This window comes from Amycolatopsis sp. lyj-84 (assembly GCF_046549075.1).
Lineage (GTDB): Bacteria > Actinomycetota > Actinomycetes > Mycobacteriales > Pseudonocardiaceae > Amycolatopsis.
In genome coordinates this window covers 210,246-232,516 of record NZ_JAJPWO010000014.1, presented here as the reverse complement: position 1 = coordinate 232,516, position 22,271 = coordinate 210,246, and the positions used below count along the sequence as shown (strand labels likewise).

The 22,271-nt window shown below is 69.0% G+C and carries 20 protein-coding genes and 1 pseudogene; 10 read left to right on the top strand and 11 right to left on the bottom strand.

Annotation, left to right across the window (positions count from 1 at the left end; genetic code table 11):
- Positions 1 to 43 precede the first annotated feature (43 nt).
- Positions 44 to 256 (top strand): hypothetical protein, encoded by a 213-nt coding sequence (locus ACLJRM_RS34890; RefSeq protein WP_410665517.1) that lies wholly within the window; start codon positions 44 to 46, stop codon positions 254 to 256.
- 13 nt (positions 257 to 269) lie between these two features.
- Here ACLJRM_RS34890 and ACLJRM_RS34885 read toward each other — a convergent pair whose 3' ends face one another.
- A complete protein-coding gene (locus ACLJRM_RS34885) occupies positions 270 to 1,481 on the bottom strand; it encodes a hypothetical protein (RefSeq protein WP_410665516.1) in 1,212 nt (403 codons plus the stop codon).
- Between the two features lie 223 nt (positions 1,482 to 1,704).
- Between ACLJRM_RS34885 and ACLJRM_RS34880 the strand changes: the two genes are divergently transcribed.
- On the top strand, positions 1,705 to 4,728 hold the full coding sequence (locus ACLJRM_RS34880; RefSeq protein WP_410665515.1) for an NB-ARC domain-containing protein: 3,024 nt from the start codon (positions 1,705 to 1,707) through the stop codon (positions 4,726 to 4,728).
- Between the two features lie 595 nt (positions 4,729 to 5,323).
- On the opposite strand, the gene ACLJRM_RS34875 is transcribed toward ACLJRM_RS34880, so the two are convergent.
- On the bottom strand, positions 5,324 to 5,680 hold the full coding sequence (locus ACLJRM_RS34875) for a helix-turn-helix domain-containing protein (RefSeq protein ID WP_410665514.1): 357 nt from the start codon (positions 5,678 to 5,680) through the stop codon (positions 5,324 to 5,326).
- 328 nt (positions 5,681 to 6,008) lie between these two features.
- Here ACLJRM_RS34875 and ACLJRM_RS34870 point away from each other — a divergent pair.
- A pseudogene (locus ACLJRM_RS34870) lies at positions 6,009 to 6,914 on the top strand (PQQ-dependent sugar dehydrogenase); the annotation flags it as partial.
- Between the two features lie 289 nt (positions 6,915 to 7,203).
- On the opposite strand, the gene ACLJRM_RS34865 reads toward ACLJRM_RS34870, so the two are convergent.
- Positions 7,204 to 8,355 carry a sensor histidine kinase gene (locus ACLJRM_RS34865; protein WP_410665513.1) on the bottom strand — a complete coding sequence of 384 codons (1,152 nt, stop codon included), beginning with the start codon at positions 8,353 to 8,355 and terminating at the stop codon, positions 7,204 to 7,206.
- A 118-nt stretch (positions 8,356 to 8,473) separates the two neighbouring features.
- Here ACLJRM_RS34865 and ACLJRM_RS34860 point away from each other — a divergent pair, with 118 nt between their 5' ends.
- The 4 genes from ACLJRM_RS34860 (at position 8,474) to ACLJRM_RS34845 (ending at position 11,522) form a co-directional block, all read left to right on the top strand.
- Positions 8,474 to 9,013 carry a DUF1453 domain-containing protein gene (locus tag ACLJRM_RS34860; protein WP_101606168.1) on the top strand — a complete coding sequence of 180 codons (540 nt, stop codon included), beginning with the start codon at positions 8,474 to 8,476 and terminating at the stop codon, positions 9,011 to 9,013.
- Positions 9,014 to 9,027: 14 nt separating this feature from the next.
- The gene (locus tag ACLJRM_RS34855) at positions 9,028 to 9,687 is read left to right on the top strand and encodes a response regulator (RefSeq protein WP_101606169.1); all 660 of its coding nucleotides are present in this window, start codon (positions 9,028 to 9,030) and stop codon (positions 9,685 to 9,687) included.
- 72 nt (positions 9,688 to 9,759) lie between these two features.
- Positions 9,760 to 11,052: an SON protein gene (locus ACLJRM_RS34850; RefSeq protein WP_410665512.1), complete on the top strand. Its 1,293-nt coding sequence runs from the start codon at positions 9,760 to 9,762 to the stop codon at positions 11,050 to 11,052.
- A 17-nt stretch (positions 11,053 to 11,069) separates the two neighbouring features.
- Complete coding sequence (locus ACLJRM_RS34845) at positions 11,070 to 11,522, top strand: hypothetical protein (protein WP_410665511.1); 453 nt, start codon at positions 11,070 to 11,072, stop codon at positions 11,520 to 11,522.
- Here ACLJRM_RS34845 and ACLJRM_RS34840 read toward each other — a convergent pair.
- Positions 11,489 to 12,184 (bottom strand): SDR family oxidoreductase, encoded by a 696-nt coding sequence (locus ACLJRM_RS34840; RefSeq protein ID WP_410665510.1) that lies wholly within the window; start codon positions 12,182 to 12,184, stop codon positions 11,489 to 11,491. The genes ACLJRM_RS34845 and ACLJRM_RS34840 overlap by 34 nt on opposite strands.
- A 103-nt stretch (positions 12,185 to 12,287) precedes the next feature.
- Between ACLJRM_RS34840 and ACLJRM_RS34835 the strand changes: the two genes are divergently transcribed.
- Positions 12,288 to 13,127, top strand: a complete 840-nt coding sequence (locus tag ACLJRM_RS34835; RefSeq protein ID WP_410665509.1) for a helix-turn-helix transcriptional regulator — start codon at positions 12,288 to 12,290, stop codon at positions 13,125 to 13,127.
- Positions 13,128 to 13,210: 83 nt separating this feature from the next.
- Here ACLJRM_RS34835 and argG read toward each other — a convergent pair whose 3' ends face one another.
- On the bottom strand, positions 13,211 to 14,659 hold the full coding sequence (gene argG / locus ACLJRM_RS34830) for an argininosuccinate synthase (RefSeq protein WP_101606174.1): 1,449 nt from the start codon (positions 14,657 to 14,659) through the stop codon (positions 13,211 to 13,213).
- Between the two features lie 720 nt (positions 14,660 to 15,379).
- Between argG and ACLJRM_RS34825 the strand changes: the two genes are divergently transcribed.
- Together ACLJRM_RS34825 and ACLJRM_RS34820 are read left to right on the top strand one after the other, a co-directional pair.
- Positions 15,380 to 16,942: a molybdopterin-dependent oxidoreductase gene (locus ACLJRM_RS34825; RefSeq protein ID WP_168214246.1), complete on the top strand. Its 1,563-nt coding sequence runs from the start codon at positions 15,380 to 15,382 to the stop codon at positions 16,940 to 16,942.
- 88 nt (positions 16,943 to 17,030) lie between these two features.
- Entirely contained in the window at positions 17,031 to 17,702 is a 672-nt protein-coding gene (locus ACLJRM_RS34820; protein WP_101606175.1) for a fasciclin domain-containing protein, read from the top strand.
- Positions 17,703 to 17,773: 71 nt separating this feature from the next.
- On the opposite strand, the gene ACLJRM_RS34815 is transcribed toward ACLJRM_RS34820, so the two are convergent.
- The 6 genes from ACLJRM_RS34815 to ACLJRM_RS34790 all read right to left on the bottom strand — a co-directional run bounded on the left by ACLJRM_RS34815 (position 17,774) and on the right by ACLJRM_RS34790 (position 22,142).
- Complete coding sequence (locus ACLJRM_RS34815) at positions 17,774 to 18,079, bottom strand: hypothetical protein (RefSeq protein ID WP_101606176.1); 306 nt, start codon at positions 18,077 to 18,079, stop codon at positions 17,774 to 17,776.
- Positions 18,076 to 18,477 carry an Asp23/Gls24 family envelope stress response protein gene (locus ACLJRM_RS34810; RefSeq protein ID WP_410604330.1) on the bottom strand — a complete coding sequence of 134 codons (402 nt, stop codon included), beginning with the start codon at positions 18,475 to 18,477 and terminating at the stop codon, positions 18,076 to 18,078. Before ACLJRM_RS34810 ends, ACLJRM_RS34815 begins: the two co-directional genes overlap by 4 nt.
- A complete protein-coding gene (locus tag ACLJRM_RS34805; protein WP_101606178.1) occupies positions 18,467 to 19,033 on the bottom strand; it encodes a hypothetical protein in 567 nt (188 codons plus the stop codon). Before ACLJRM_RS34805 ends, ACLJRM_RS34810 begins: the two co-directional genes overlap by 11 nt.
- The gene (locus tag ACLJRM_RS34800) at positions 19,024 to 19,605 is read right to left on the bottom strand and encodes an RNA polymerase sigma factor (protein ID WP_101613020.1); all 582 of its coding nucleotides are present in this window, start codon (positions 19,603 to 19,605) and stop codon (positions 19,024 to 19,026) included. The genes ACLJRM_RS34805 and ACLJRM_RS34800 overlap by 10 nt, the downstream gene beginning before the upstream one ends.
- 153 nt (positions 19,606 to 19,758) lie before the next feature.
- The gene (locus tag ACLJRM_RS34795) at positions 19,759 to 20,937 is read right to left on the bottom strand and encodes an FAD-dependent monooxygenase (RefSeq protein ID WP_410665508.1); all 1,179 of its coding nucleotides are present in this window, start codon (positions 20,935 to 20,937) and stop codon (positions 19,759 to 19,761) included.
- Positions 20,938 to 20,996: 59 nt separating this feature from the next.
- A complete protein-coding gene (locus tag ACLJRM_RS34790) occupies positions 20,997 to 22,142 on the bottom strand; it encodes a CaiB/BaiF CoA transferase family protein (protein ID WP_410665507.1) in 1,146 nt (381 codons plus the stop codon).
- Between the last annotated feature and the right edge of the window lie 129 nt (positions 22,143 to 22,271).

Here is a 22,271-nt window from a genome sequence, read left to right as displayed (position 1 = left end):
CGCCAGTTCGGCGGAATCGCATCGGATGACGACAATGTCTCCCGTGCGGTCGCCGAGAACGCAGCGCCCGTGCGAACACGCGACAGCGACGACCGTGAGACCGGGCAGCCTGCCGAAAGCGTTCGCGATCGCGGCGCGGGCGGTCGAGACCTGGCACTGTCCGGAGTGGACCAGCACGTCGGCGAGAGAAGCGGGGACGCCGTCGCCGGCAGTGGACAAGAGGAACGAGGTCTCCCCGGCGTCGACGCCACTGTGAAGCGAACCAGAGATCAGCACGGCAGCACCTCCGCCAGCCGGACCGGGGACACCGGCACCCTCCGGGCGGGTTCGGCCAAGCCGAGGAGACGGTACATCTCGGTGCGCAGAATCGATCCGGCGCGGCCCGGCCGGGACGAAAGCGACGCACGGACACGGTCGGCCAGGCCGGGGGACTCCGCCTCGCTCAGCTGAGGAACGAGGGGACGGCGGGGATCCCACTTCGGGGCTTTCTCGGCGATGACCGCGCCGGGAGTGCCGGGCAGGAGCGGCTGAGTGCCGTCCACGGCCAGGAGTACCGGTTTGCCGATGCCGGACGCGTAGCCGGTCACGGAGCCGTAGTCGCCGATGACGTGGTCGGCGGCGATCAAGGCGGCCTGCCAGCTTCCTTCGGGGCGCAGGAGGGCGAGCCCGGCCCGCAGGCTGCCCGCCAGCCACGAGCGAATCTGCCAAGCACCGTGGTGCGACCAGATCTGGGGGTGAAGAACCCCGAGGACCCGGAACCGGTCGGGCGGGAGTTCGTCGAGTACCCGCTCGAACAGGTCGGGGTGGCGCCCATAGGCCGAGCGGTCGGACCAGGTCGAGGTGACCACCACCAGACGCCGGTCGTCGGGCACGCCGAGGCCGCGCCGGTAGTGATCGCGAAACGGAAGACTGGCGGTGAGCCGGTCCAGAGCGATGTCACCCGCGACGACGGCGGCGGGGACGGCGCGGGGGCAGGTCTCGGCGAGGACGTCCATCTCGCGGTCGTGGACGAGCACGATCGAGTCGGCGCGCACCCGTCCTTCCCGCATCAGCTGGCCCGCTTCGAGCCCGATCTGGGGCCTCCAGCCGTCTCCGGCCCCAGGAGGCCGCCACGGTCGGTACTGGCCGAACCCGCCGCCGTGCGGGATCAGCAGCACCGGCCCGGCGACCTCGTCGATGCCACGCTGGCTGGCGGCGAGGACGAGGTCGTACTCGCCGCGCCGGGCCTGCGCCCAGGGCAAGACGATCCCGCCGAGTGCGTTCACGAAATCGTCAGTGGCGCGCCAGGACTCCCACGGTTCCGCCAGGGTGAAGACGACCTGCAGCCGGTGGTCGGCCTCCAGGAGCGGGAGCAGATCGAGAAGCCGGTTTCCGGCGACAATGTGCGGGATCAGCACCAGCACGGATTTGACGCCCTTGCGTGTCGCCCAGTGCCGGTCGGGACTTCCCACCGGACTACGGACCCACGATAACTCGGTCATGACATTTCCCCTCGCCGCAACGTCGGTATCCGTAGCCAGCGTGGGAGTGCACGTGAAGAAAACGGCTTCGCGCCGTTCTCGGTTCATTGACAATCGATCAACGGTGATCGGTCATGTTTGACAATTATGTCGATGACCTGGCCTTATGTGCCGTCGGGTGGAAAAATGATCCGGCGGGACAGGGGTGGCGAACCCGGGTTCGCCATGGGGAAGGGGAGTACTCGTGGAAATCGCATTCGGAATTCTCGGGCAAACGGCCATGCTTCTGCACGGGAATGTGGACGTGAACTGGGCGGCTCCGCGGCCGAAGCAGGTGCTGACCGCGTTGCTGACCGCGCCGAACCGCCGGCTGCCGCTGGACGTCGTCGTGGACTGGGTCTGGGAAGAACACGAGGGGCCACCACGGAACGCCCTCTCCACACTTCACCAGAACGCGACGAAGCTGCGCCAGGCGTTCCACGAAAAATCCGTGCCCGCAAAGGTGATTGTGGGAAAAGGGCATTGTCTGCTGGAAATCGACCCCGGACTGATCGACCACGTCGGATTCCTGGCCATGATGGACAAGGCCCGCCGTTTCCGTGGACTCGGTCAGCACGACCGCGCGCTGATCGAAGCGCTGGCGGCCGTCCGATTGTGCCGTGACGACGCCTTGGCCGATCTGCGGACGGAACGTGCCGACGGATGGCGCACACGGTGGGTCCGCAGCGACTGGATCCCGGCCAATGCGTTCGTCATCGCCGAACAATTGGCGACCGGCCAAGCGGAGGCCGCGGTGCGGAAACTGGCGGAACTCGAGCAGGCGCATCCGATGGAGCTGAGCTTCGCGAAATTGAGAATTCGCGCGCTGGCCGAGGCCGACCAGCCTGCCGAAGCCGCCGACTTCTTCCGGGCGGCTCATGCCCGCTACCGGGAAGCGGGGGAGACAAGGGCGGCGCAAGAACTGCGAACCGTCAACGAGGAAGTGCTCATCCGGCCGGACCGGGTTATTCCGCGGCAGAGGCCGGCGATTCCCGATTCCGCCGAGCCCGCGGACCAGGTGATCCGGCACCTGCCTCCGGACGTCGACGATATCGCGGGAAGAGCCGACCTGATCGCCCTGCTCGACGCTTGCACGACCGATTCGGCGGGCGCGCCGCGGCCCGGCGTCGTGGTGGTGAACGGAGGGCCCGGAGTCGGGAAGACGACCTTGGCGGCCAAATGGGCCCACCGCGCCGAACGACGCTATCGGCACGGTGCGGTCATGCTGGATCTTCGCGGTGACGGTCAGGCCGCGCGGGCCGACGCGGGAGAGATCGTCGACACTTTGTTGTCGTTGCTCGACTTTCCGGTCGATCAGGTGGTCAATCCCATCGCACGCGCGGCCAAACTGACCGGCCTGCTGGCCCGGCGTTCGATGCTGGTGATCCTCGACAATGTGCGCAGTACCGATCAGGTGGCCCCGTTGCTGGGTGTCCTGTCTTCGTGCACGGTGCTGATCATTTCGCGGTGGCGGCTGAAGTCCTTGTCGGCGAAGCTGACCCCGCCGGTGATCAAGGTCGATCCCCTCGAGGACAGGCATTCCTCGTCCCTGCTGGCCCGGCGAATCGGCCCCCGCGCGCGAGACGACGCCGAGGGCGTAGAAGAGCTGGTGCGGTTGTGCGGGGGCAACCCGTTGGCGCTGACGCTGGTGGCCGAACGCGCGGTCTCGCGCGCGGGTACCAGGATGCGGACCTTGGCGAGCCAGTTGCGCGCGGCCGAGATGCTGCTGGACCTCGGTGACGAGGGAGACTGGCCGGGGACGAGCCTGCGGTCCGCCTTCACCCTTTCCTATCAAGCGCTTCAACCTGCCGAACAGCGGGTGTTCGCGCTGATCGGCCTGCATCCGAGCGCCGAATTGACCGGTGACGCGATCGCCGCGGCGGACGGGCGCCCGGTGCCGGAAGTGCGACGTTCGCTCGACGTGCTGGTCGCCGCTCATCTGATCGAGCACCCCGCCGACCTCGATCGCTATCGCGTGCACGATCTTTTGCACCTCTACGCCGCGTCTCTGGCCGCCCGGCTGTCCGATGTGGACCTCGCGCGGAGGAAGATGTTCGAGTTCTCCCTGCGGATGGTCGTCGACGCGTACCGGCTGCAGTTCCCGCACAAGGAACTGCTGAACCTGCCTCCGATGGTGTCGACGGCGCCGACGCCCGGATTTCGCACCGTCGCCGAAGCGCGGCAATGGGTGCTGAGGGAACGAACTTCACTGATGGCGATCATCGCGGCGTCGGAGGGCGTCCTGAACGGTATCTCGTGCGTTCTCCCCGCGATGACAACGGAATTCTTCATGCTGCAGGGGCGTTTCCCCGACGCGGTCGAGGGGTTGACCATCGCCGTCCGCGCGTCGGCCGCACAGGGCGACGTGGGCTCGTTGGCTTCGTGCTTGAACGATCTGGCGGTCGTGCACATGCTGATCGGCGCCGACGACGCGGCCGAGGAGTGCCTGCTGCGCGCACTCGAGCTGGTCGACGCCCACGGGATCGCGGTCGGCAGCGCGACGGTCCGGTTGAATCTCGCCCGCGTGCATCTCCATGCCGGTCGCGCGGCTGAAGCGGTCGAGAACTACCGGAAGGTGCTCCCGTCCGTTCGTGAACTGGGCGAGCCGATGTTGTGCGCCATCGCGGAACGGCGGTTCGCCGACGCGCTGGTCGAGATGGGCGGCCACGACGAAGAGGCGCTCGGTGTGTATCGGGAGGCTCTGCGGCGCGGGCACGAGGCCGGCGATGCCACCGAGCTCATGCGGACGCACATCGCACTCGGGGCGCTGCTGGTCCAGCTCGGCAGGCTTGCCGCAGCGTCGGCGGAATGCCACGCGGCGACGGTTTTGGTCGGGGCGAGCCCACTGCCGACGGTGATGAAACTCAACACCCTTCTCGCTCGATTGCGGCACGCCGAAGGCGACGACCGGGCGGCGTTGCGGCACGCGCATCGGGCGGTCGATCTGGCGAACCGGTCGCAGCACGCGACCGGCCAAGCGCGCGCTTTGTCCGTTTTGGCCATGATTGTCTGCGATCACGGCAACCCCGACGACGCGCGGAAGCTGTGGCGGGAGGCGGCGGAACTGTTCCGCGGCCGGGCGCGGAAGGCGAAGGCCGAAGCGATCGAGGTGCGGCTGGCCGAATTGGATGCGAGTGAGTCGCTCGTCCCGGCGGCGCGAGAGGGCGAGGGGGACACGGTGGCGATGCCCTCGCCGCATCTCCGGATCCTTCGCGCGAACCGCGCTTGATGGTACCGGTTAGTAATCGCTGAAAAGTGTAGTCCAGTCCGGCTGCTTGCTACTCAGAGTCGTTCTTCGGCGCGGTTTGTGCATCCTTCAGTGCTGAATCTTTTTCGCGAATTAGGCCGATTCCGCGATTACCGGAGAGTAGATTCAGGGTGTGCGTCTCTGATGGGGTTGACGGCCGCCCGTGGGTGGCCCGCGCCACCGGTGTCCGGGGCCGGAAACTTGCGCGAACGCAGAGAGAAACTGCATGTCAAACCTTCGTGTGGCGTGTCGCTGGCAACGAATGCGCAGAAGTGTGATGGCCCGTCGCCGGACTCTCTGAGAGTGGTTGTAAGCTGCCCTCGTCTCTAGCGAGATCATCCGGTCAAAGCCTGCTCAATACGTGAAAGAGCGCTTCGTAAGCTTAAAGATGTGACCTGATCTTGCTGAGTCGACACACGATAGCGGACATGAAAGGGAGCAGTCGACCGTGAACGGACTCGACATTTGGATTGTGTACTCAGCGTGATGATGGAAGTCGTTCGCTGAGCGTAGGATCTAGGTTCTCCGGGTGTGGCGCTCGCCCGGAGAACCGGCCTCGAACTGTCGGCGAGGGTGGCTACTGTCGTCCGCGGGGGCGGAGGGTCACGCCTTCCGCGAGCAGGATCCGGCGGGTCTGGTTGTAGCTCATGCCGTGGATGTCCGCCAGCTGCCGGATGCTCCTGCCTGACAGGTAGGCGTTGACGAGACCTGGCGGCGTGGGCGGTAGCTGGATCTTCGGAGGTCGAAAGGTGACGGCGGCGGCCAGTAGAGTGGTTCGTACCTTTTGGTAACTCAGTCCGTAGCGCTGAGCCAGGCTGTGGATCGTCGCGCCGTCGTTGTAGAGACGAACGAGCTCGGCTTCCCGTGGGCCGGGGGAATCCCCGTCCTCCTCGGAATCGGCTGGTTCGCCAGCACTGTCGTCGTTCTCGGTCACCGGATCATCGCCGCCCGCACAGCTGATCGATCGTCGCCCGACATGAGGACCCTGGCCGTCCAGGCTCCATCCCGATCCTCCAGACAAAGGCATGGGCGTTCAGTCTCACACCGCTGACCGTGTACTTCACTCGAATGTGTTGCCCTTCACCGGCATGTCGCCAACAACTCGCGGGGCGCATGGTGTCCATTCCGGTGGTGCCCGGCCGCAAATCCATCGCTCGGACGGGTCAGAAACAAACCGACGAAAAGCTCGCGGATGGAGGTACCGCCGCTGCTCCGGCCGCTGTTGAATTGGACCAGACCATTCATCGGTGATTGGAGTCCACATGACGCGACGGCACCTACGCCGGGGGTTGTCCCTGGTGGCCGGGCTCGCCTTGGCCGGAGCGCTGCTCCCGGCCGCGAGCAGCGCGGAACCCCGGGAAGCGCGGGGTGTTCCGCTCGGCGAGCTGACCGCCACGGCGACCCAGGTCGCGTCCGGCCTGGTGAACCCCACCGCGATCACGGCGCTCAACGACGGGAGCGGCCGGATCCTCGTCGTGGAGAAGAGGGGCGTCGTCCGCGCCTACCATCCCAGGACCGGGCTCGCCGCCAAACCGTTCCTGGACATCAGCGCCAAAGTGAACGGTGCGGACGTCGAACGCGGGCTGCTCGGGCTGGCGATCGCCAAGGACAAGCGGGTCTACGTCGCGTACACCCGCAAGTCCGACAGCGCGGTGACCCTGTCGCGGGTCCGGCCGGACACCGGCGAGCTCACCGAGCTGATCACCCAGCCGCATTCCGAGTTCCCCAACCACAACGGCGGCCAGCTGGCGTTCGGCCCCGACGGATACCTGTACTGGGGGATCGGCGACGGCGGCGGCGGGGGCGATCCGCTGGCCAGCGGGCAGCGGCTGGACACGCTGCTGGGCAAGATCCTGCGCGTCGACGTCAACCGCGCGTGCCGTCCGCTGCGGTACTGCGTCCCGGCGGGCAACCCGTTCGCCGGTGTCGCGGGCGCGCGGGCGGAGATCTGGTCGTACGGGCTGCGCAACCCGTGGCGCTTCTCCTTCGACCCGGCCGACGGCTCGCTGTGGATCGGCGACGTCGGGCAGGGCCGGTTCGAGGAGGTCGACCACCTCGCCGCGGGCAAGGGCGGCGCGAACTTCGGCTGGTCCTGCAAGGAGGGGCCGGTCGTGTTCGATCAGACGCGGTGCAAGGACGGCGCGACGTTCACCGACCCGGTCTTCCACTACATCTCCGGCGCGGAGGGCTGCGCGGTCATCGGCGGGCACGTCTACCGCGGCAAGTCGCCACCGACTTCTGCCAGGGCACGGCGTGGGCCGTCCGCAAGAAGGCCGACGGCACTTACGAAAGCGCCCGGATCGGCGAGTTCCCGCTCGACGCCACCACGTTCGGCACCGACCAGTACGGCGAGCTGTACCTGGCCGACGAAACGCCGGGCGGACTGCACCGGATCTCGTTCGCGCGCAAGAGCTGACCCCGGGTCCTCGGCCGCGTCCGCCCGGCGCGGCCGGGGGCTCACCCCATGCGGGGCAGCCGGATTTCGACCGTCCAGCCGCCGTCCGGCGCCGGGCCCGCCTGCGCCGACCCGCCCAGCGCGGTCGCCCGTTCCCGCATCCCGACCAGTCCCATCCCGCCGCCGGTGTCCGGCGCCGCGCGTCGTCCGGCAGGGCCGTTCGTGACGACGAGCGTGACCGTTTCCGGTGAGAACACGAGTTTCACCGCGCGTCCGGTGCCGGGCGCGTGTTTGGCCGCGTTCGTCAGCGCCTCCTGCGCCGCGCGGACCAGGGTGTGCGCGACGCCGCCGCCGAGCGGTCCGGCGGAGCCTTCGACCTCGAACGGCACCAGCTCTCCCGCGCACAGGGCGGCCAGGGTGTCCTCCAGCGGCAGGGCGCCCTCGCGCAGTTCGTGCACCGCCTGCCGCATCCGCCCGATACCGTCCACCGCCAGCGACCGCGCGCGGCGCACGGCCTCGCCGGCTTCCGCGTCCCTGCCCTTCGTGTCGAGGGCGTCGGCCATGTCGAGTTGCAGGGCGATCCCGGTCAGCGAGTGGCCGAGGACGTCGTGCAGTTCCCGCGCGATCCGCGTCCGCTCCAGCAGCGCGGCCTCCCGCGACTCGGAGGCGGCGGCCCGCCGGGCTTCGGAGGCGGCGCGTTCGGCGTTGAAGAGCGCGTTACGCCGGTCTCGGCGGGCGATGCCCAGCAGCACCGGCAGGCCCACCGAAAGCGCGAGCCACCACGGCCAGTCGTCTGCCGCCGGAGTCACCGCGCCGACCACGGCGACCGCCACGGCACAGCAGACGGCGTCGAGTACCGCGATCCAGATCGCCGCGGTGCGGGAGGCGAGTTTGATCCCGGCGACCGCGGCGGCGAGGTAGGCGAACATCGGCGCGAAGGTCTGCGGGGCCAAGGCGAGGAGCACGGCCGCGGAGACGGCGTATCCGCTCGCGAGGGTGGTCTGCGTCCGCGCCGGAATCCGGTTCCAGGGCATGAGCGAGACCACGGCGAAGAGCGCGACGACGAAGAAGAGCGCCGTCGTCCAAGGACGGAAATGGACTTCATGGGTGAAGATCCTGACCCCGGTCACCCCGATCGCCGCCGTGATCAGGACGGGCCGGATCAGCCTGTCGGCGATCCGTTCGCGGCGTAGCACCGTCGCGCTTCCGGTCATCGATGCTCCCTGGGTGGAGACGGTTCTCCACCCGAAGATACGGCCGCCGCCGCACGACTTCCCGCGATCACCGCCCTAGCGTCGGAGTGTCTTCGAAAACCGGCCCGAGGGGGTAAACGTGAGCACACCTGTCGAAATAGTCCTGATCGTCGCCGCCGTCGGATACATCCTGATCCGGCGACTGGCCGGGGACGTCGCCGAGGCCAAGCGGATGCTGCTGCTGCCCGCGATCCTCGCCGTGATCGGGCTGTCCGATGTGGACGACAGCGTGAAATCCGCGACCGCGGTGGTGTTCCTGGTCGTCACCCTCGCGGTGAGTGTCCTGTTCGGAGTGCTGCGGGGCGTGAGCATCCGGCTCTACCGGCAAGACGGTGTCGCGCACATGCGCTACACCTGGCTCACGATCGTGCTGTGGGCGCTGAACGTGGCCGCCAAGGTCGGTGCGAACCTGCTGCTGGGCCTGATCACCGGAGTCCCCTCCGGCGGGAACAGTGTCATGCTGACCATCGGCGTGGGCATGCTCGTGGAGGGTGTCGTGGTACTCGCCAGGGCGATGCGCACCGACAGCCGTATCGTCTGGAAGAAGGGCGAGGACGGCAAGGCGCACACCACCTCTCCGTTCCTCGACGATCTGCAGGCCAGGATGACCCGACGTTGACCGGAGGTGCCGAGGTGACCGTCTCGCTCGTCGTCGTCGACGACCAGGCGTCCGTGCGGGAAGCCCTCGCGGTGATGCTCGACCTCGCCGACGGCCTCACCGTCGTCGCGACGGCCACCAACGGCGAGGAGGCCCTCGCCGCGGTCTCCCGGCACACGCCGGACGTCGTGCTGATGGACCTCCACATGCCGGTGCTGAACGGCGTCGAGGCGACCGGCCGGATCAAGGCCGCGGCGCCGGAGGTCCAGGTCGTGGTGCTGACCAGCCTCGACGACGACGAATCGATCCTCGCCGCGCTCGAAGCCGGTGCGAGCGGGTACCTGACCAAGGAAGCCGACCGGGCGAAGATCGAACAGGCCGTGCGCACCGCCGCCGACGGGCAGGTCGTGCTCGCCCCGGAGGTCCAGCGACGGCTCCTCACCCTCGCGTCACGCCGGGTCCGCGCGGCGGACGAGGGCGACCGGTTCGGGTTCACCTCGCGGGAGACGGAGATCCTCGGGCTGATCGGCGAGGGCCTGCGCAATCCGGAGATCGCCGCGCGGTTGGTGATCAGCGAGGCCACCGTCAAGACCCACATCAACAACCTGTTCGCGAAAGCGGGCTTCCACTCGCGCGCCGAAGCCGTCCGGTACGCGCTGAGCGCCCCGCCTCCCGCGCCCTACCGTTTCACCTGATCGCGTTTCATCAAGTTTTCATCATCCCTCCCTAGCGTGACGTCGTCTGGTGACTTCAGCGATGGAGGCGACGTGGAGCACTCATTCCCACCCCAAGGCGCGCAGTGGCCGCCGCCGCAGGGCTGGGTACCCCAACCGGCCCCGGCGCCGCCCGTCCGGAAAACCCGGCGGTGGCTGCTGTTCGGCGGGATCGCGGGGCTGGTGCTGGTGCTCCTCGCCGGACTGACCACCTGGCTGCTGTGGCCCTCGAAAGCCGGTCGCGAGCCCTTCGAGCAGGCACTGGCGGCGCTGTCCTCGGCACCGGCGGTCCGGAACAGCACCTCCGCGGTCGGCGGGATGATCAAGACGGACGTCAAGACCACCGCGTTCGGCGAGACGTCCGGCACGATGTCCTTCCAGGGCAGGAAGATCGAGATCCTGGTCGTCGGCGGCAAGGTCTACTTCAAGGCGCCCGACGGCATGCTGCCCGGGTCGCGAGCGGACTCGTCCGGGGCCGAGGATCTCAAGGACCGGTGGATCACTGGCGAGGACGCGTTGTTCGGCCCGGTCCTGCAGCAGTTCGAGTCCCCGGAGAAACTCGCCGGCCGCCTGCGCGAGGCGCTGGAACGGGCGAAGGAGATCGAGGACGACCAGAACGAGACCGTCCGTGACGTCCCGGCGATCAAGGCGAGCACGCCCGCCGGTGTCCTGTACGTCTCGAAGGAAGCGCCGCATCGGCTGCTCCGCTACTCCGTGAGTGTGCCCGGCGGGACGCCGTCGGTCCCGAAGCTCCCGACGATGCCCGACGCGGAATCGCGGCCCCAGATGCCTTCCGGCGCCGCCCTCGGTGAGTCCGATGTGGACGCTTTGTCGCCCGAAGAGACCGACGCCGTCTACGAAGACCTGACGTCGAACACCAAGAAACTGTCCAACGCCGTCGACACCGGTGTGCGGTTCGACATGGACGGCGCGGCCACGGTCGCGTGCAGCGCCTCGGGCTGCACGGTGACCGCGAACGTGTCCAACTCCGCGTCGGCGAACAGCGGCGGGAAGGTCACCGGCCAGGTCAACGCCACGATGACCGCGAACGTGACCATCGGCGGCCGCTCGGCGGGCAGTTGCCGGAACACGGCGACCCTGCCGCTGAACGGCTCGGGCTCGATCAGCTGTGTCAACGGCGGGGCGGGCGGGGTCTTCGCGGCCGTCGAAGCGGAGAAGAAGGCGGACGCGGAAGCGCAGTCGCGGGCCTCGGGCGGGGTGCCGGTCCAGTATCGGATCGAGAGCATCGCATCGGTTTCCGTGGTGGCCGAAGCGATCGGGCAGGTCGAGATCACCCGGCTCGTCGACGAGCTGACGGAGCGGCGGTCGAAGCTCGGCGGCAAGTGACCTGGGAAACTGCCGGAATGGAGTACATCAAGATCGTTCCGGAGCCGACGGGGTTCTTCCTCGACCCCACCGCCTACCTGGAGCGCTTGCCGGACCTGGCGGCCGAACTGCCGCCGGGTGCGGCCCGGTTCGCCACCGACCCGGACCACTACAGCTTCTTCGGCGACCGCTGCGTCAAGGATCTGCACCTCGTCTCGGTCGACTTCGCGCGGGAGAACCGGGAACTGACGGTCACCGCCCGGTTCTCCTGGCACGAAGGCACTCCCGTGGTCCTCACCATCACTTACGACCGTGTCGGAGAACTGCGTCTCGAGTCCGGTGAGGGGCCGGTCCAGCTCGACGAGACCCTGCCGCACGAGCGGGGCTGCCGTCACGAGATCCAGCTGATCGGCGGGTCGATCGTGGTGGTCTGCGCCGATTTCGAGGCGGTTTGGACTCACCAGGGGAGCGGCCCCGAGTCGTCGAAGTAGCCGCCGGTCGGGCCGTCCGGTCCGAGCGAGGCCATCCGGACGATGATCTCGGCACCCTTCTCGACGGTCTGATGCCCCGACCGTCCATTGAGGTCGGTCGCGGTGTAGCCCGGCTCGACGGCGTTGATCCGCATCCCGGGGAACGCCTTGGCGTACTGGATGGTGAGCACGTTGACCGCGGCCTTCGACGCCGGGTACGCCACGCCCGGATAGGCGTACGACGGCGAGTCGGGCATGGTCAGCCCGGTGAGGGAGGCGAGGCCGCTGCTGACGTTGACCACCACGGGTGCGGCGGAGCGCCGCAGCAGCGGCAGGAACGCGTGCGTCACCCGGGCGGTGCCGTACACGTTGGTCTCGAAGGTCGTGCGCAGCTCGTCCGCCGTCAGCTCGGCGGCGCCGAGCACGGGCCGGTTTTCCACGCCCGCGTTGTTGACCAGGACGTCCAGCCCGCCCTCGGCCTCGATGGTCTTCGCGGCCGCCTCGACGGACGCGTCGTCGGTGACGTCGAGCAAGACCAGGCGCGCGCCCAGTTCTTCGGCGGCGCGGCGGCCGCGTTCGGCGTCGCGGCTGCCCAGGTAGACGGTGTGGCCGTCGGCGATGAGGCGACGGGCGGTCTCACGGCCAAGGCCCTTGTTGGCCCCGGTGATCAGTGTCGTGGTCATGGGATCAGCGTCGTCCCGGTGAGACCCGGACAGCCAGTCGACCGATCTTCCTGGGACTCGCGGTACCAGGCACCTCCCGGGGGATCGGGGCAGACTGGCGGGCATGGCGGCGACGGAATTCGGGCGGGCGGTACGACGCTGGCGCGACCGCGTCTCGCCGTCGGACGTCGGCCTGCCCGAGGGCGGTCAGCGGCGCGCGGCCGGCCTGCGCCGCGAGGAACTGGCCATGCTGGCGGGGATTTCCGTCGACTACGTGACCCGGCTGGAACAAGGCCGCGCGTCGCATCCGTCCGATCAGGTCGTCGAGGCGCTGGCGAGGGCGCTTCGGCTCTCCGCGCCCGAACGAGCCCACCTGTTCGGTCTCGCCGGGCTGGCGGTGCCGGGACCGGACGTCGCCTCCGCGTACCTCACTCCCGGGGTCCAGCGGCTGATCGACCGGATGACCGGGATTCCCGTCGCGGTGTTCGACGCCACCTGGACGCTCCTGTCGGCGAACCCGCCGTACGCCGCCCTGATGGGTGATCCGTCCCAGGTGCGCGGATTCGAGCGCAACGCCGTCTGGCGGCACTTCCTCGGCGAGGGCACGCGTGCCCGGCACACCCCGGAATCCTTGCGGACCTTCGAAGCCGTCCTCGTCGCGGACCTGCGCTCGGCGGCCGCCCGCTACTCGGCAGATCAGCGGCTCACCCGGCTGATCGCGGAACTGCGCGGCGGGAGCCCGCGGTTCGCGCGGCTGTGGGATTCCGGTGCCGTCGGACGGCACGAGTCCGCACGCAAGATCATCGACCATCCTTCGGTCGGGCCGGTCGAACTCGACTGTGACGTGCTGACCGTCGAAGGCTGCGACCTGCACATCATGGTCTACACGGCCGAACCCGGCTCCGAAGCCGCCGAGCGGCTCGCGCTGCTCACCGTGCTCGGGACGCAATCCCTGACCGGATGAAAGAACAGCGCCGGGCGAACGGCTTCGATGCCGCGCGCCCGGCGCTTTCGCGTCCCGTTTTGTTCGGGTCAGTCCGTGGTGATTCAGTCCGTTCCGTATTCGATCGCGGCGTGGTCGAGCAGCTCGTCGTCGCCCGAAGCCTTGCCGCGTGAGGCGATCACCTGCGCGCCGCCCGCGTCCATCGCGCCGATCAGCCCGGTCGACGCGGCCTGCGCGGCGCCGATCAGCGTCGGGTGCCCGCCGCCGACCATGCCGAGCCCGGCGTACTGCTCGAGCTTGGCGCGCGAGTCGGCGATGTCGAGGTTCCGCATGGTGAGCTGGCCGATCCGGTCCACCGGGCCGAACGCCGAGTCCTCGGTGCGCTCCATCGACAGCTTGTCCGGGTGGTAGCTGAAGAAAGGACCGTTGGTGTCGAGGATCGAGTAGTCCTCGCCGCGCCGCAGCCGCAGGGTGACCTCGCCGGTGACGGCCGCGCCGACCCAGCGCTGCAGCGACTCGCGCAGCATCATGGCCTGCGGGTCCAGCCAGCGGCCTTCGTACATCAGCCTGCCGAGACGACGGCCTTCGTTGTGGTAGCTGGCGAGGGTGTCCTCGTTGTGGATCGCGTTGACGAGCCGCTCGTACGCCGCGTGCAGCAGCGCCATGCCCGGCGCCTCGTAGATCCCGCGGCTCTTGGCCTCGATGATCCGGTTCTCGATCTGGTCGGACATGCCGAGCCCGTGCCGCCCGCCGATGGCGTTGGCCTCCAGGACCAGGTCGACCGCGGTGGCGAACTCCTTGCCGTTGATCGTCACCGGGCGGCCCTGCTCGAAGCCGATCGTGACGTCCTCGGGCGCGATCTCGACCTCGGGGTCCCAGAACCGGACGCCCATGATCGGGTTGACGATCTCGATGCCGGTGTCGAGGTGTTCGAGCGACTTGGCCTCGTGGGTCGCGCCCCAGATGTTCGCGTCCGTCGAGTAGGCCTTCTCGGTGCTGTCCCGGTAGGGGAGCCCGTGGCCCTGCAGCCACTCGGACATCTCCTTGCGGCCGCCGAGCTCGCTGACGAACGCGGCGTCCAGCCACGGCTTGTAGATCCGCAGGGACGGGTTCGCGAGCAGGCCGTAGCGGTAGAACCGCTCGATGTCGTTGCCCTTGAAGGTGGAGCCGTCGCCCCAGATCTGGACGTCGTCCTCGAGCATCGCGCGCACCAGCAGCGTGCCGGTGACCGCGCGGCCGAGCGGGGTCGTGTTGAAGTAGGTGCGGCCGCCGTTGCGGATGTGGAAGGCGCCGCAGGCCAGCGCCGCGAGCCCTTCCTCGACCAGTGCGGCCTTGCAGTCGACGGCCCGCGCGATCTCGGCACCGTAGGCCTTCGCCCGGCCCGGGACCGACGCGATGTCGGGTTCGTCGTATTGGCCGATGTCAGCGGTGTAGGTGCACGGCACCGCACCCTTCTCGCGCATCCACGCGACCGCTACGGAGGTGTCGAGGCCGCCGGAGAAGGCGATCCCGACGCGTTCGCCGACAGGCAGAGAGGTGAGTACCTTGGACATGATGGAAGTATATGCATAGGAGTGTATGACCATGCAAGCCGGGGTGAGCAGGGCAACTCGGGTGGGTGGTCCCGGTGGTCGTGAGTGGCGATTCGGGTTTCTAGCCAAGGTGCCCTAGGTACCTGCTGGGTTTTGCGTGCGAGTGTTCGCAAGTTCGCGACACCCGGGCTGGCTGGCGAGGCCCTTGCAACGCCTGCCACGCCACTGCCGCTCTGGCTCGCCCCCGCAGTACATGAAGGCCCCCTTCCTTGCGCCTAGGTACAGGAAGGGGGCCTTCATGTACTCGGGGGAAGGGGTCCTTCACGCGCCGCCGTCCGTGACTGCTGGGCTGGCGGGTGTCGCTGAGGCTTCGGAGGGCGATCACGTAGTCCGTGAAGGCCTCCTTCACTACCTTCAGGGTAGGCAAGGAGGCCTTCACGGACCTGCAACCAACTCCAGCCACAACCGGCAGGTACCTAAGACCCCTTTGGCTCTAACCCGAATCGCCACTCACGACCAGCCGGAGCGACACCCGAAGCAGGCACATGGGCGGGCAGGCAACCCCCTCCTGACGCCTCCAGGGCGTACGTCCACTATGGACTTCAGGGACCGTGTCCCTTTTGTGACCTGTCCGCGAGCGCCTCCGCCACGAATACCGGGTGACGCCCGTTGTGAAATCAGCGATTTTCCTTACGGGAAAAGAAAACCAGTCCGTCCCGCCATCGGCCACGAATACCCGGCATGAAGACTTCGCGAGCCGATCGGGAACCACGCCTCCCCTTCTTCGGGGCGGCGCTGATCGGTGTCGTGGCCCTCGCCGCGGCACTGGCGGCCGGACATCTGGTGGCCGGGTTCATCAGCCTCAACGCCTCGCCGTACCTGGCGGTCGGCAACGGGGCGATCGACCTGACCCCGGTGGAATTGAAGGATTTCGCGGTCCGGACGTTCGGGGTCTACGACAAGCTCGTGCTGCTCGGCGGGATGGCCGTGGTGATGGTGCTCGCCGCCGCGGCGGCGGGGATCGCCTCGCGCCGGTCACCCGTTCCGGGGATCGTGCTGATCGCGGCCTTCGGTTTGCTGGGCGGTTTCGCCGTGTCGCAGCGGCCCGACCTCACCGCGGTGGCCCTGCTCGCGCCGCTGGCCAGTCTGATCGCCGGAGTCGGCGTCTTCTTCTGGCTGCACCGGCTGGCCGCGGCCAGGTCGCGCGTCACCGACGAGACTCCCGGTGGGGCTCCGTCCCGCCGGTCGGTGTTGCTGGCCGGAGCCGGGGCCGTCGTGGCCGCGGGTGCGGCGGGCGCCGGTGGACAGCTGATCTCCGGGACGCGGGACGCGGAGTCTTCCCGTGCCGCCATCGGGCGGCTCGTGCCCGCCGAGGCGGCGCCGCCGATCCCGGCCGACGCGGATTTCGCCAAACTGGGCACGCCGACCTTCCTCACCTCGAACCGTGACTTCTACCGCGTCGACACCGCGTTGTCGCTGCCGCAGGTCCGGGCCGAGGACTGGAGTCTCCGGCTGCACGGGATGGTGCGCAACGAAAAGCGGTTCAGCTACGACGACATCCGGAACCGCCCGCTGATCGAGCGCACGATCACCATGACGTGCGTGTCCAACGAGGTAGGCGGGACCTACGTCTCCACGGCGAACTTCATCGGCGTGGACCTCGGGGATCTGTTGCGGGAGGCCGAGGTCCTGCCCGGTGCCGAGCAGATCTTCTCCACCAGCGTCGACGGCTGGACGGCGGGCAGCCCGGTCGTGGCCGCGCTCGATCCGGAGCGGGGAGCGATGCTGGCGATCGGGATGAACGGGGAACCGCTGCCGGTCGAACACGGTTTTCCCGCCCGAATGGTCATCCCGGGTCTCTATGGCTATGTTTCGGCGACGAAATGGGTCAAAGACCTGGAGATCACCACCTGGAAAGCACGCCGCGCGTACTGGCTCGATCGCGGCTGGGGCGAACAGGCCCCGATCAAAACGCAGTCCAGGATCGACAGTCCGAAAGGATTCGAAACGGTACCCGCAGGCAAGGTCCGGATCTCGGGTGTCGCCTGGGCGCAGCGCACCGGTGTCGAGCGGGTCGAAGTCCGGCTCAGTGCGAACGGGAATTGGCAGCCCGCAACGCTTTCCCGCGAGGTGGGTCTCAACACCTGGCGGATGTGGTGGACCGAATTCGACGTTCCGGCGGGCAGTCACCAGGTCACCGTCCGCGCGGTCGACAAATCCGGCTACACCCAGACCGACGCGCGTGCCGGAACCGTTCCGGACGGTGCGACGGGCTGGCATGTCATCAGTTTCACCGCACGGTGATCGGCGTCACCCGAAAGAGTGGCAATCCGATTCCGCAGCAGTTCCGAATACCCGGTAAGAGTCCGAAAAACAAATGGAGTGATTTTCCGTGAGCAAGCTTCGCGTCGCAGGAATCGGTTTCACCGCGGTCGCCGCACTGGCCCTGACCGCCTGCAGCAGCAACGACACCCCCTCGGCGGGCGGCTCCAGCAGTGCCCCGGCGCCTTCGAGCTCGATGTCCGCCCCGATGTCCAGCGCCGCCTCCGGTGACGGCGTCACCACCAACGCCGACGTGTTCGGCCCGGCCTGTTCGCAGCTGCCGCAGGGCAGTTCGCCCGGTTCGCTGGACTCGATGGGCCCGCAGCCCGTCGCCAGCGCCGCCTCGACCAACCCGCTGCTGACCAAGCTGGTCGCCGCGGTCAAGGCCACCGACCTGGTCGACACGCTCAACAGCCAGCAGGCCATCACCGTGTTCGCCCCGGCGGACCCGGCCTTCGCCGCCCTCGGCGACGCGAAGTTCAACGAGCTGGCGGGCAAGCCGGCCGAGCTGGCCCCGATCCTGCAGTACCACGTCGTCGGCAAGCGTTACGACGCCAAGGGACTGGAGTCGGCCAAGACGCTGGAGAGCCTGAACACCGCGGGCGGCCCGCTCAAGATCGAGGGTACCGGTGACAACATGACCGTCAACGGCGCCAAGATCCTGTGTGGCAACATCCCCACCAAGAACGCCACCGTGTTCGTCATCGACAAGGTGATGACCCCGGGCACCAACAAGAACTAAGGTCCCCACACCACGATCGCGGTGGCCACGCCCTCGGGCGCGGCCACCGCGATCGTCGTGTGCCAGGAAGATCAGGGAACGAGCGCGGCGGCGTCCACATCGGTCACCACGAGCCGCAGGCTCGCGTTCTCCCAAGGGGTTCCGGCCAGCACGGCGCGCAACGCGGCGCCGGCGACCTCCGTCAGCGGCGGGATCGGCACCTCCAGCGCGACGACGCGGATCTCGACGACGTGCTCGGAGATGTCGACGGCCATCACGTCGAGATCCCACGGCACCGCCGAAGCGGCGGCCGTGGTGGACGGCGTCGCCGCGCGCAACCCGGGGATGTCGCGGAGCGTGCTCAGCAGCGACGCGGTCAGTTCGGAACGTGCGGTCACAACAGTCCTCCACGGATTTCGATGTCCAAAATGGACACCGAGACGGCCGACGGGGTGAGCCCGGTCGCCTCGGTGACCGCTCGGCTGACGGCACGCTGCACCGCCTGCGCGGTCGCTGCCGCCTGGTCCAGCCCGGAAAGTGAAACGTCGATCTCCACCCGCACCCCGGGCGGATCGTGGTCGAGGAAGGCGCGGACCCCTTCGGTCGGTGCCGGTTCGAGGCCCTTGATCCGCTGCCGCGCGATCCGGGTCAGCGAGCCCGCCAGTCCGCGCAACCCGGGTTCCAGGCGCACCACGCCGGGGACCTTCGCCGCGGCATGCGCGGCGACCGCCGCGATCACCGGAGGGGAGATCACCGTTTCGACCAGCTGCCCGGCCGGTGCCTGCTCACGCGTCATAGATGTCCTCCACCACGAGATCGAGCCGCGCCAGGCGGAGACCGACCCTGGCGCCCGCCGCCGCCGTGACCCGCTCCCGGACCACGGCCAGCGAGTCACCGTCGAAATCATGCGCGATCGCGAGGCTCAGTTCCACGTCCACGGCCAGCGCGTCGGTGTCTTCAGCTGAGCGCCGGACCCGGCAGTGCCGGGCGCGGACGCCGTCGACGGAGTCCGCGGCGAACCGCAGCACCGCCGCGACCGCCTGATCGCTCACCTGCACCTCGCCGGGCTCGGGGCTGGCCAGCGGCACCAGGTCCCGGCGCCGCACCTCGGCGCGGACCGCGGACATGATCCGGCTCGCGAGGTCCGGTGACGGCTCGGCGTCGTCGTCGGCCAGTTCCCTGGTCAGCCCGCGCAGCACCCGGAGGCTTTCGCGGGTCGCCCGGCAGTGCGGGCAGTCGAGTTCGTGCGCGTCCGCGCGGCCGGCGTCGACCTCGTCGAGTCGTTCCCAGACCTGTTCGACGTCCCTGCCGCACGGGAGCAAGTAGTCCTGAGTCGCGTGGTTCATCGCCATGGCGCCATCACCTCCGCCAACTGTGCTCGTGCTCGCGCGATGCGTCCCCGCACCGCGGTGGTGGTCGCCCCGATCGCCTTCGCGATTTCTTCGTAGGAGCGGCCGTGGACCTCGCGCAACAGCCAGCAGGCCCGTTGCTCGGCGGTCAGCTGGTCCAGTGCCCCGGTCAGCGCCGTCATCTGCGCGCTGGTCTCCGCGGCGCGGTCCGGCCGTCCGGCCGACCCTTCGGACTCCCGCAGGTCGAGTTCGACGTCGGCCACCGGTTTCCTGGTGCGGATCACGTTCAGGCACCGGTTGGTCGTCATCCGGTAGAGCCAGCCGACGAACGCCGCGTCCTCCTGCAGCTGGTCGAGCCGCCGCCAGGCGAGGAGGAACACCTCTTGGACGACGTCCTCGGCGTCCCCCTTGTTCCCCAGCATCCGCAGCGCCAGCCGGTACATCGGCCCTTGGAACCGCAGGACGAGCTGCTCGTACGCGCGGATTTCGCCGTCACGGGCCCGCGCCACCAGCGTGGCGTCGTCCAGCACCGTCTCGCCGGCGGCCGGTGCGTCGTCTCTCGCTGACGTCGTCATCCAGCGCACCTGTGCAGTGACGCCATCCGAAGCTCCCTTCACGCCACCATCTCGGGTGACTCCCGTAAGACACGTCTTCCCCGGAAACGTCACGCGGGAAACCCGGTCCAGCCGACCACGTCACAGCGGGCAGCGCACGCCGAAGTCAGGTGGTCACGCACGGTACGCGAGCGCGGGGTAGTCCTCCAGGTCGATGTCGGTCGCGAACTTGTCGGTCACCCACAGCATCCAGCGCAGCATGAACGGCCGCCGGAACATCTGGTTGCGCAGGCTCATCCGCAGTTTCGTCGGCGGCGCGAGGAACGGGCCCGCGTTGGCACCACGGGCGATCCTGGCGTAACCGCGGAACTTCTCCTCATACCGCCGGAACGCCACCTCGTGATCGCCGTTCGCCCCCGCGAGCTCACCCGCGATGACGTACGCGGCCACGATGGCGAGCCCGGTGCCGAAGCCGCCCAACGTGTTGCCGTAAGCCGAATCGCCGAGGAGAGCGACGCGGCCGGTGGAGTAGCCGTCCATCGTGACGCGGCTGATCGAATCCAGGTAGACGTCGTCCGACCGCTTCACCGCCTCCATCAGTTCGGGCAGCCGCCAGCCGCCGTCGGCGAACGCGCCGGACAGGATCTTCTTCTGCTGGTCGGTGTCGTACCGGTCGTAGGCGATCTCGGGGGAGGCGAAGACGAAGAACGCGGAGGCCTTGGGCCCGCCGGTGGCGGCGAGACGACCGGGCTCGTTGTACATGACCGAGGTGCCGCCCGGGCCGCGGAAATCGTCATCTTCACCGGTCTCGACCAGGGCGTAGTAGTGGCCGAGGTGCTTGACGTAGTCGGCCTCCGGGCCGAACGCCAGCCGTCGCACGGTCGAGTGGATGCCGTCCGCGCCGAAGACCATGTCGAACCGCCTCGGCGCGCCGCGTTCGAAGGTGACATCGACGCCGTCGGCCGTCTCGATCAGCGAGGTGATGGAGTCGCCGAAGACGTACTCGCAGTCCTGAGCGGTCCGTTCGTAGAGGATCTCGGACAGGTCGCCGCGCCGGATCTCGACGTCGCCGCCGGTGAACTCGCCGGGCATGACCGCCAGTGGCCGTTCCGTGGCGTCGATGATGGTCTGGTCGTGCCCGCCGGTCTGGCGCCGGTACACCTCGTCGAGGATGCCCATCCGCTCCAGCACGGCGCGGTGGGTGGCGCCCTTGAAGTCGACCGCCTGGCCGCCGGTGCGGAGTTCCGCCGACCGTTCCACGACGGTGACCGCGTACCCCTGGCGGGAGAGCCAGAAAGCGAGCGCGGGTCCGGCGATGCTGGCGCCGGAGATGAGGACTGTCCTGTTCGTCATGGCCAGGAGCTTCGCGGCCGGTGTTGACGAAGCGCTGACGGTCCGCTGACGGCCGTCCGTCAGCTCCAGCCCGGTAGAGGGAGGGTGAGTTGGCCGGGATCGTCCGGCGGCGCGCTCTCGTACCGAGGTGGCGTCGCGGACAGGCCGATCGGGTTGCGGGTCAGCCGGACGGAGGTGCCGTCGGGCCGGGGGAGGTCGACCGTCGGGTTCAGGCCGAGCCGTTCCGCGAGGGCGAACGCGCCCGCGACGTCGTTGACCTCCCCGGCCGGCACCCCGGCGGCGCTCAGGTCCGCCGCCCAGTCGGCGGCCGGACGGCGGCCGAGGTGCTCCTCCAGCAGCGCGCGGAGTTCGGCGCGGTGCTCGACCCGCGCCGGATTGGTCGCGAATCTGGCCTGGTCCGCGAGCTCCGGCAGGCCGATGACCTCGCACAACGCCGCGAACTGCCGGTCGTTGCCGACGGCGAGCGCGAGTTCGTGATCGGCGCAGGGGACGAGTTCGTACGGCGCGATGCTGGGGTGCCGGTTGCCCATCCGCGCCGGGACCGTCCCGCCCGAGGTGTACGCGCTGCCCTGGTTGACCAGCGCGGCGAGCAGGCTGGACAGCAGGTCGATCTCGACGAGCTGCCCCTGCCCGGTCCGGTCGCGGTGGCGCAGGGCGGCGAGGATGCCGACGCTCGCGAACAGCCCGGCCAGCACGTCGACGAGCGCGACGCCGACCTTCTGCGGCTCGCCCGCGGGGTCGCCGGTGATGCTCATCAGCCCGCCGACAGCCTGGATGAGCAGGTCGTAGCCGGGCAGCGCGGCGCCGCCGCCGGAGCCGAAACCCGTGACGGAGCAATAGACCAGCCCGGGGTTCGCCGCTCGCAGCGTCTCCGGGCCCAGGCCGAGGCGGTTCATCACGCCGGGCCGGAAGTTCTCGACCACGACGTCGGCCTCCAGCGCGAGCGCGCGGGCCTTCGCGAGATCGTCCGGATCGCCGAGGTCCAGCGCCACGCTCGTCTTGTTCCGGTTCACCGACTGGAAGTACGTCGCCTGGCCCGCCGTGTCGTAGGGCGGTCCCCAGCTGCGGGTGTCGTCACCGGTGCCCGGCCGCTCGACCTTGACCACCGTCGCGCCGAGGTCGGCCAGCAGCATGGTGGCGAAGGGGCCGGCGAGCACCCGCGAGAAGTCGAGGACGCGCAGCGGGCCGAGTGCGGTGTCGGGCATGGACCCGACCCTAAGCGGCCGCTCGCGTCTTCGAAGTTGTGATCGCGCTCACGAAAGGCCGGTTTTCCCAATACTTTCCTCTAGGTACCTACTATCCCCAGGAAGGTAGCTTCGGTCGCGTCAACGAAG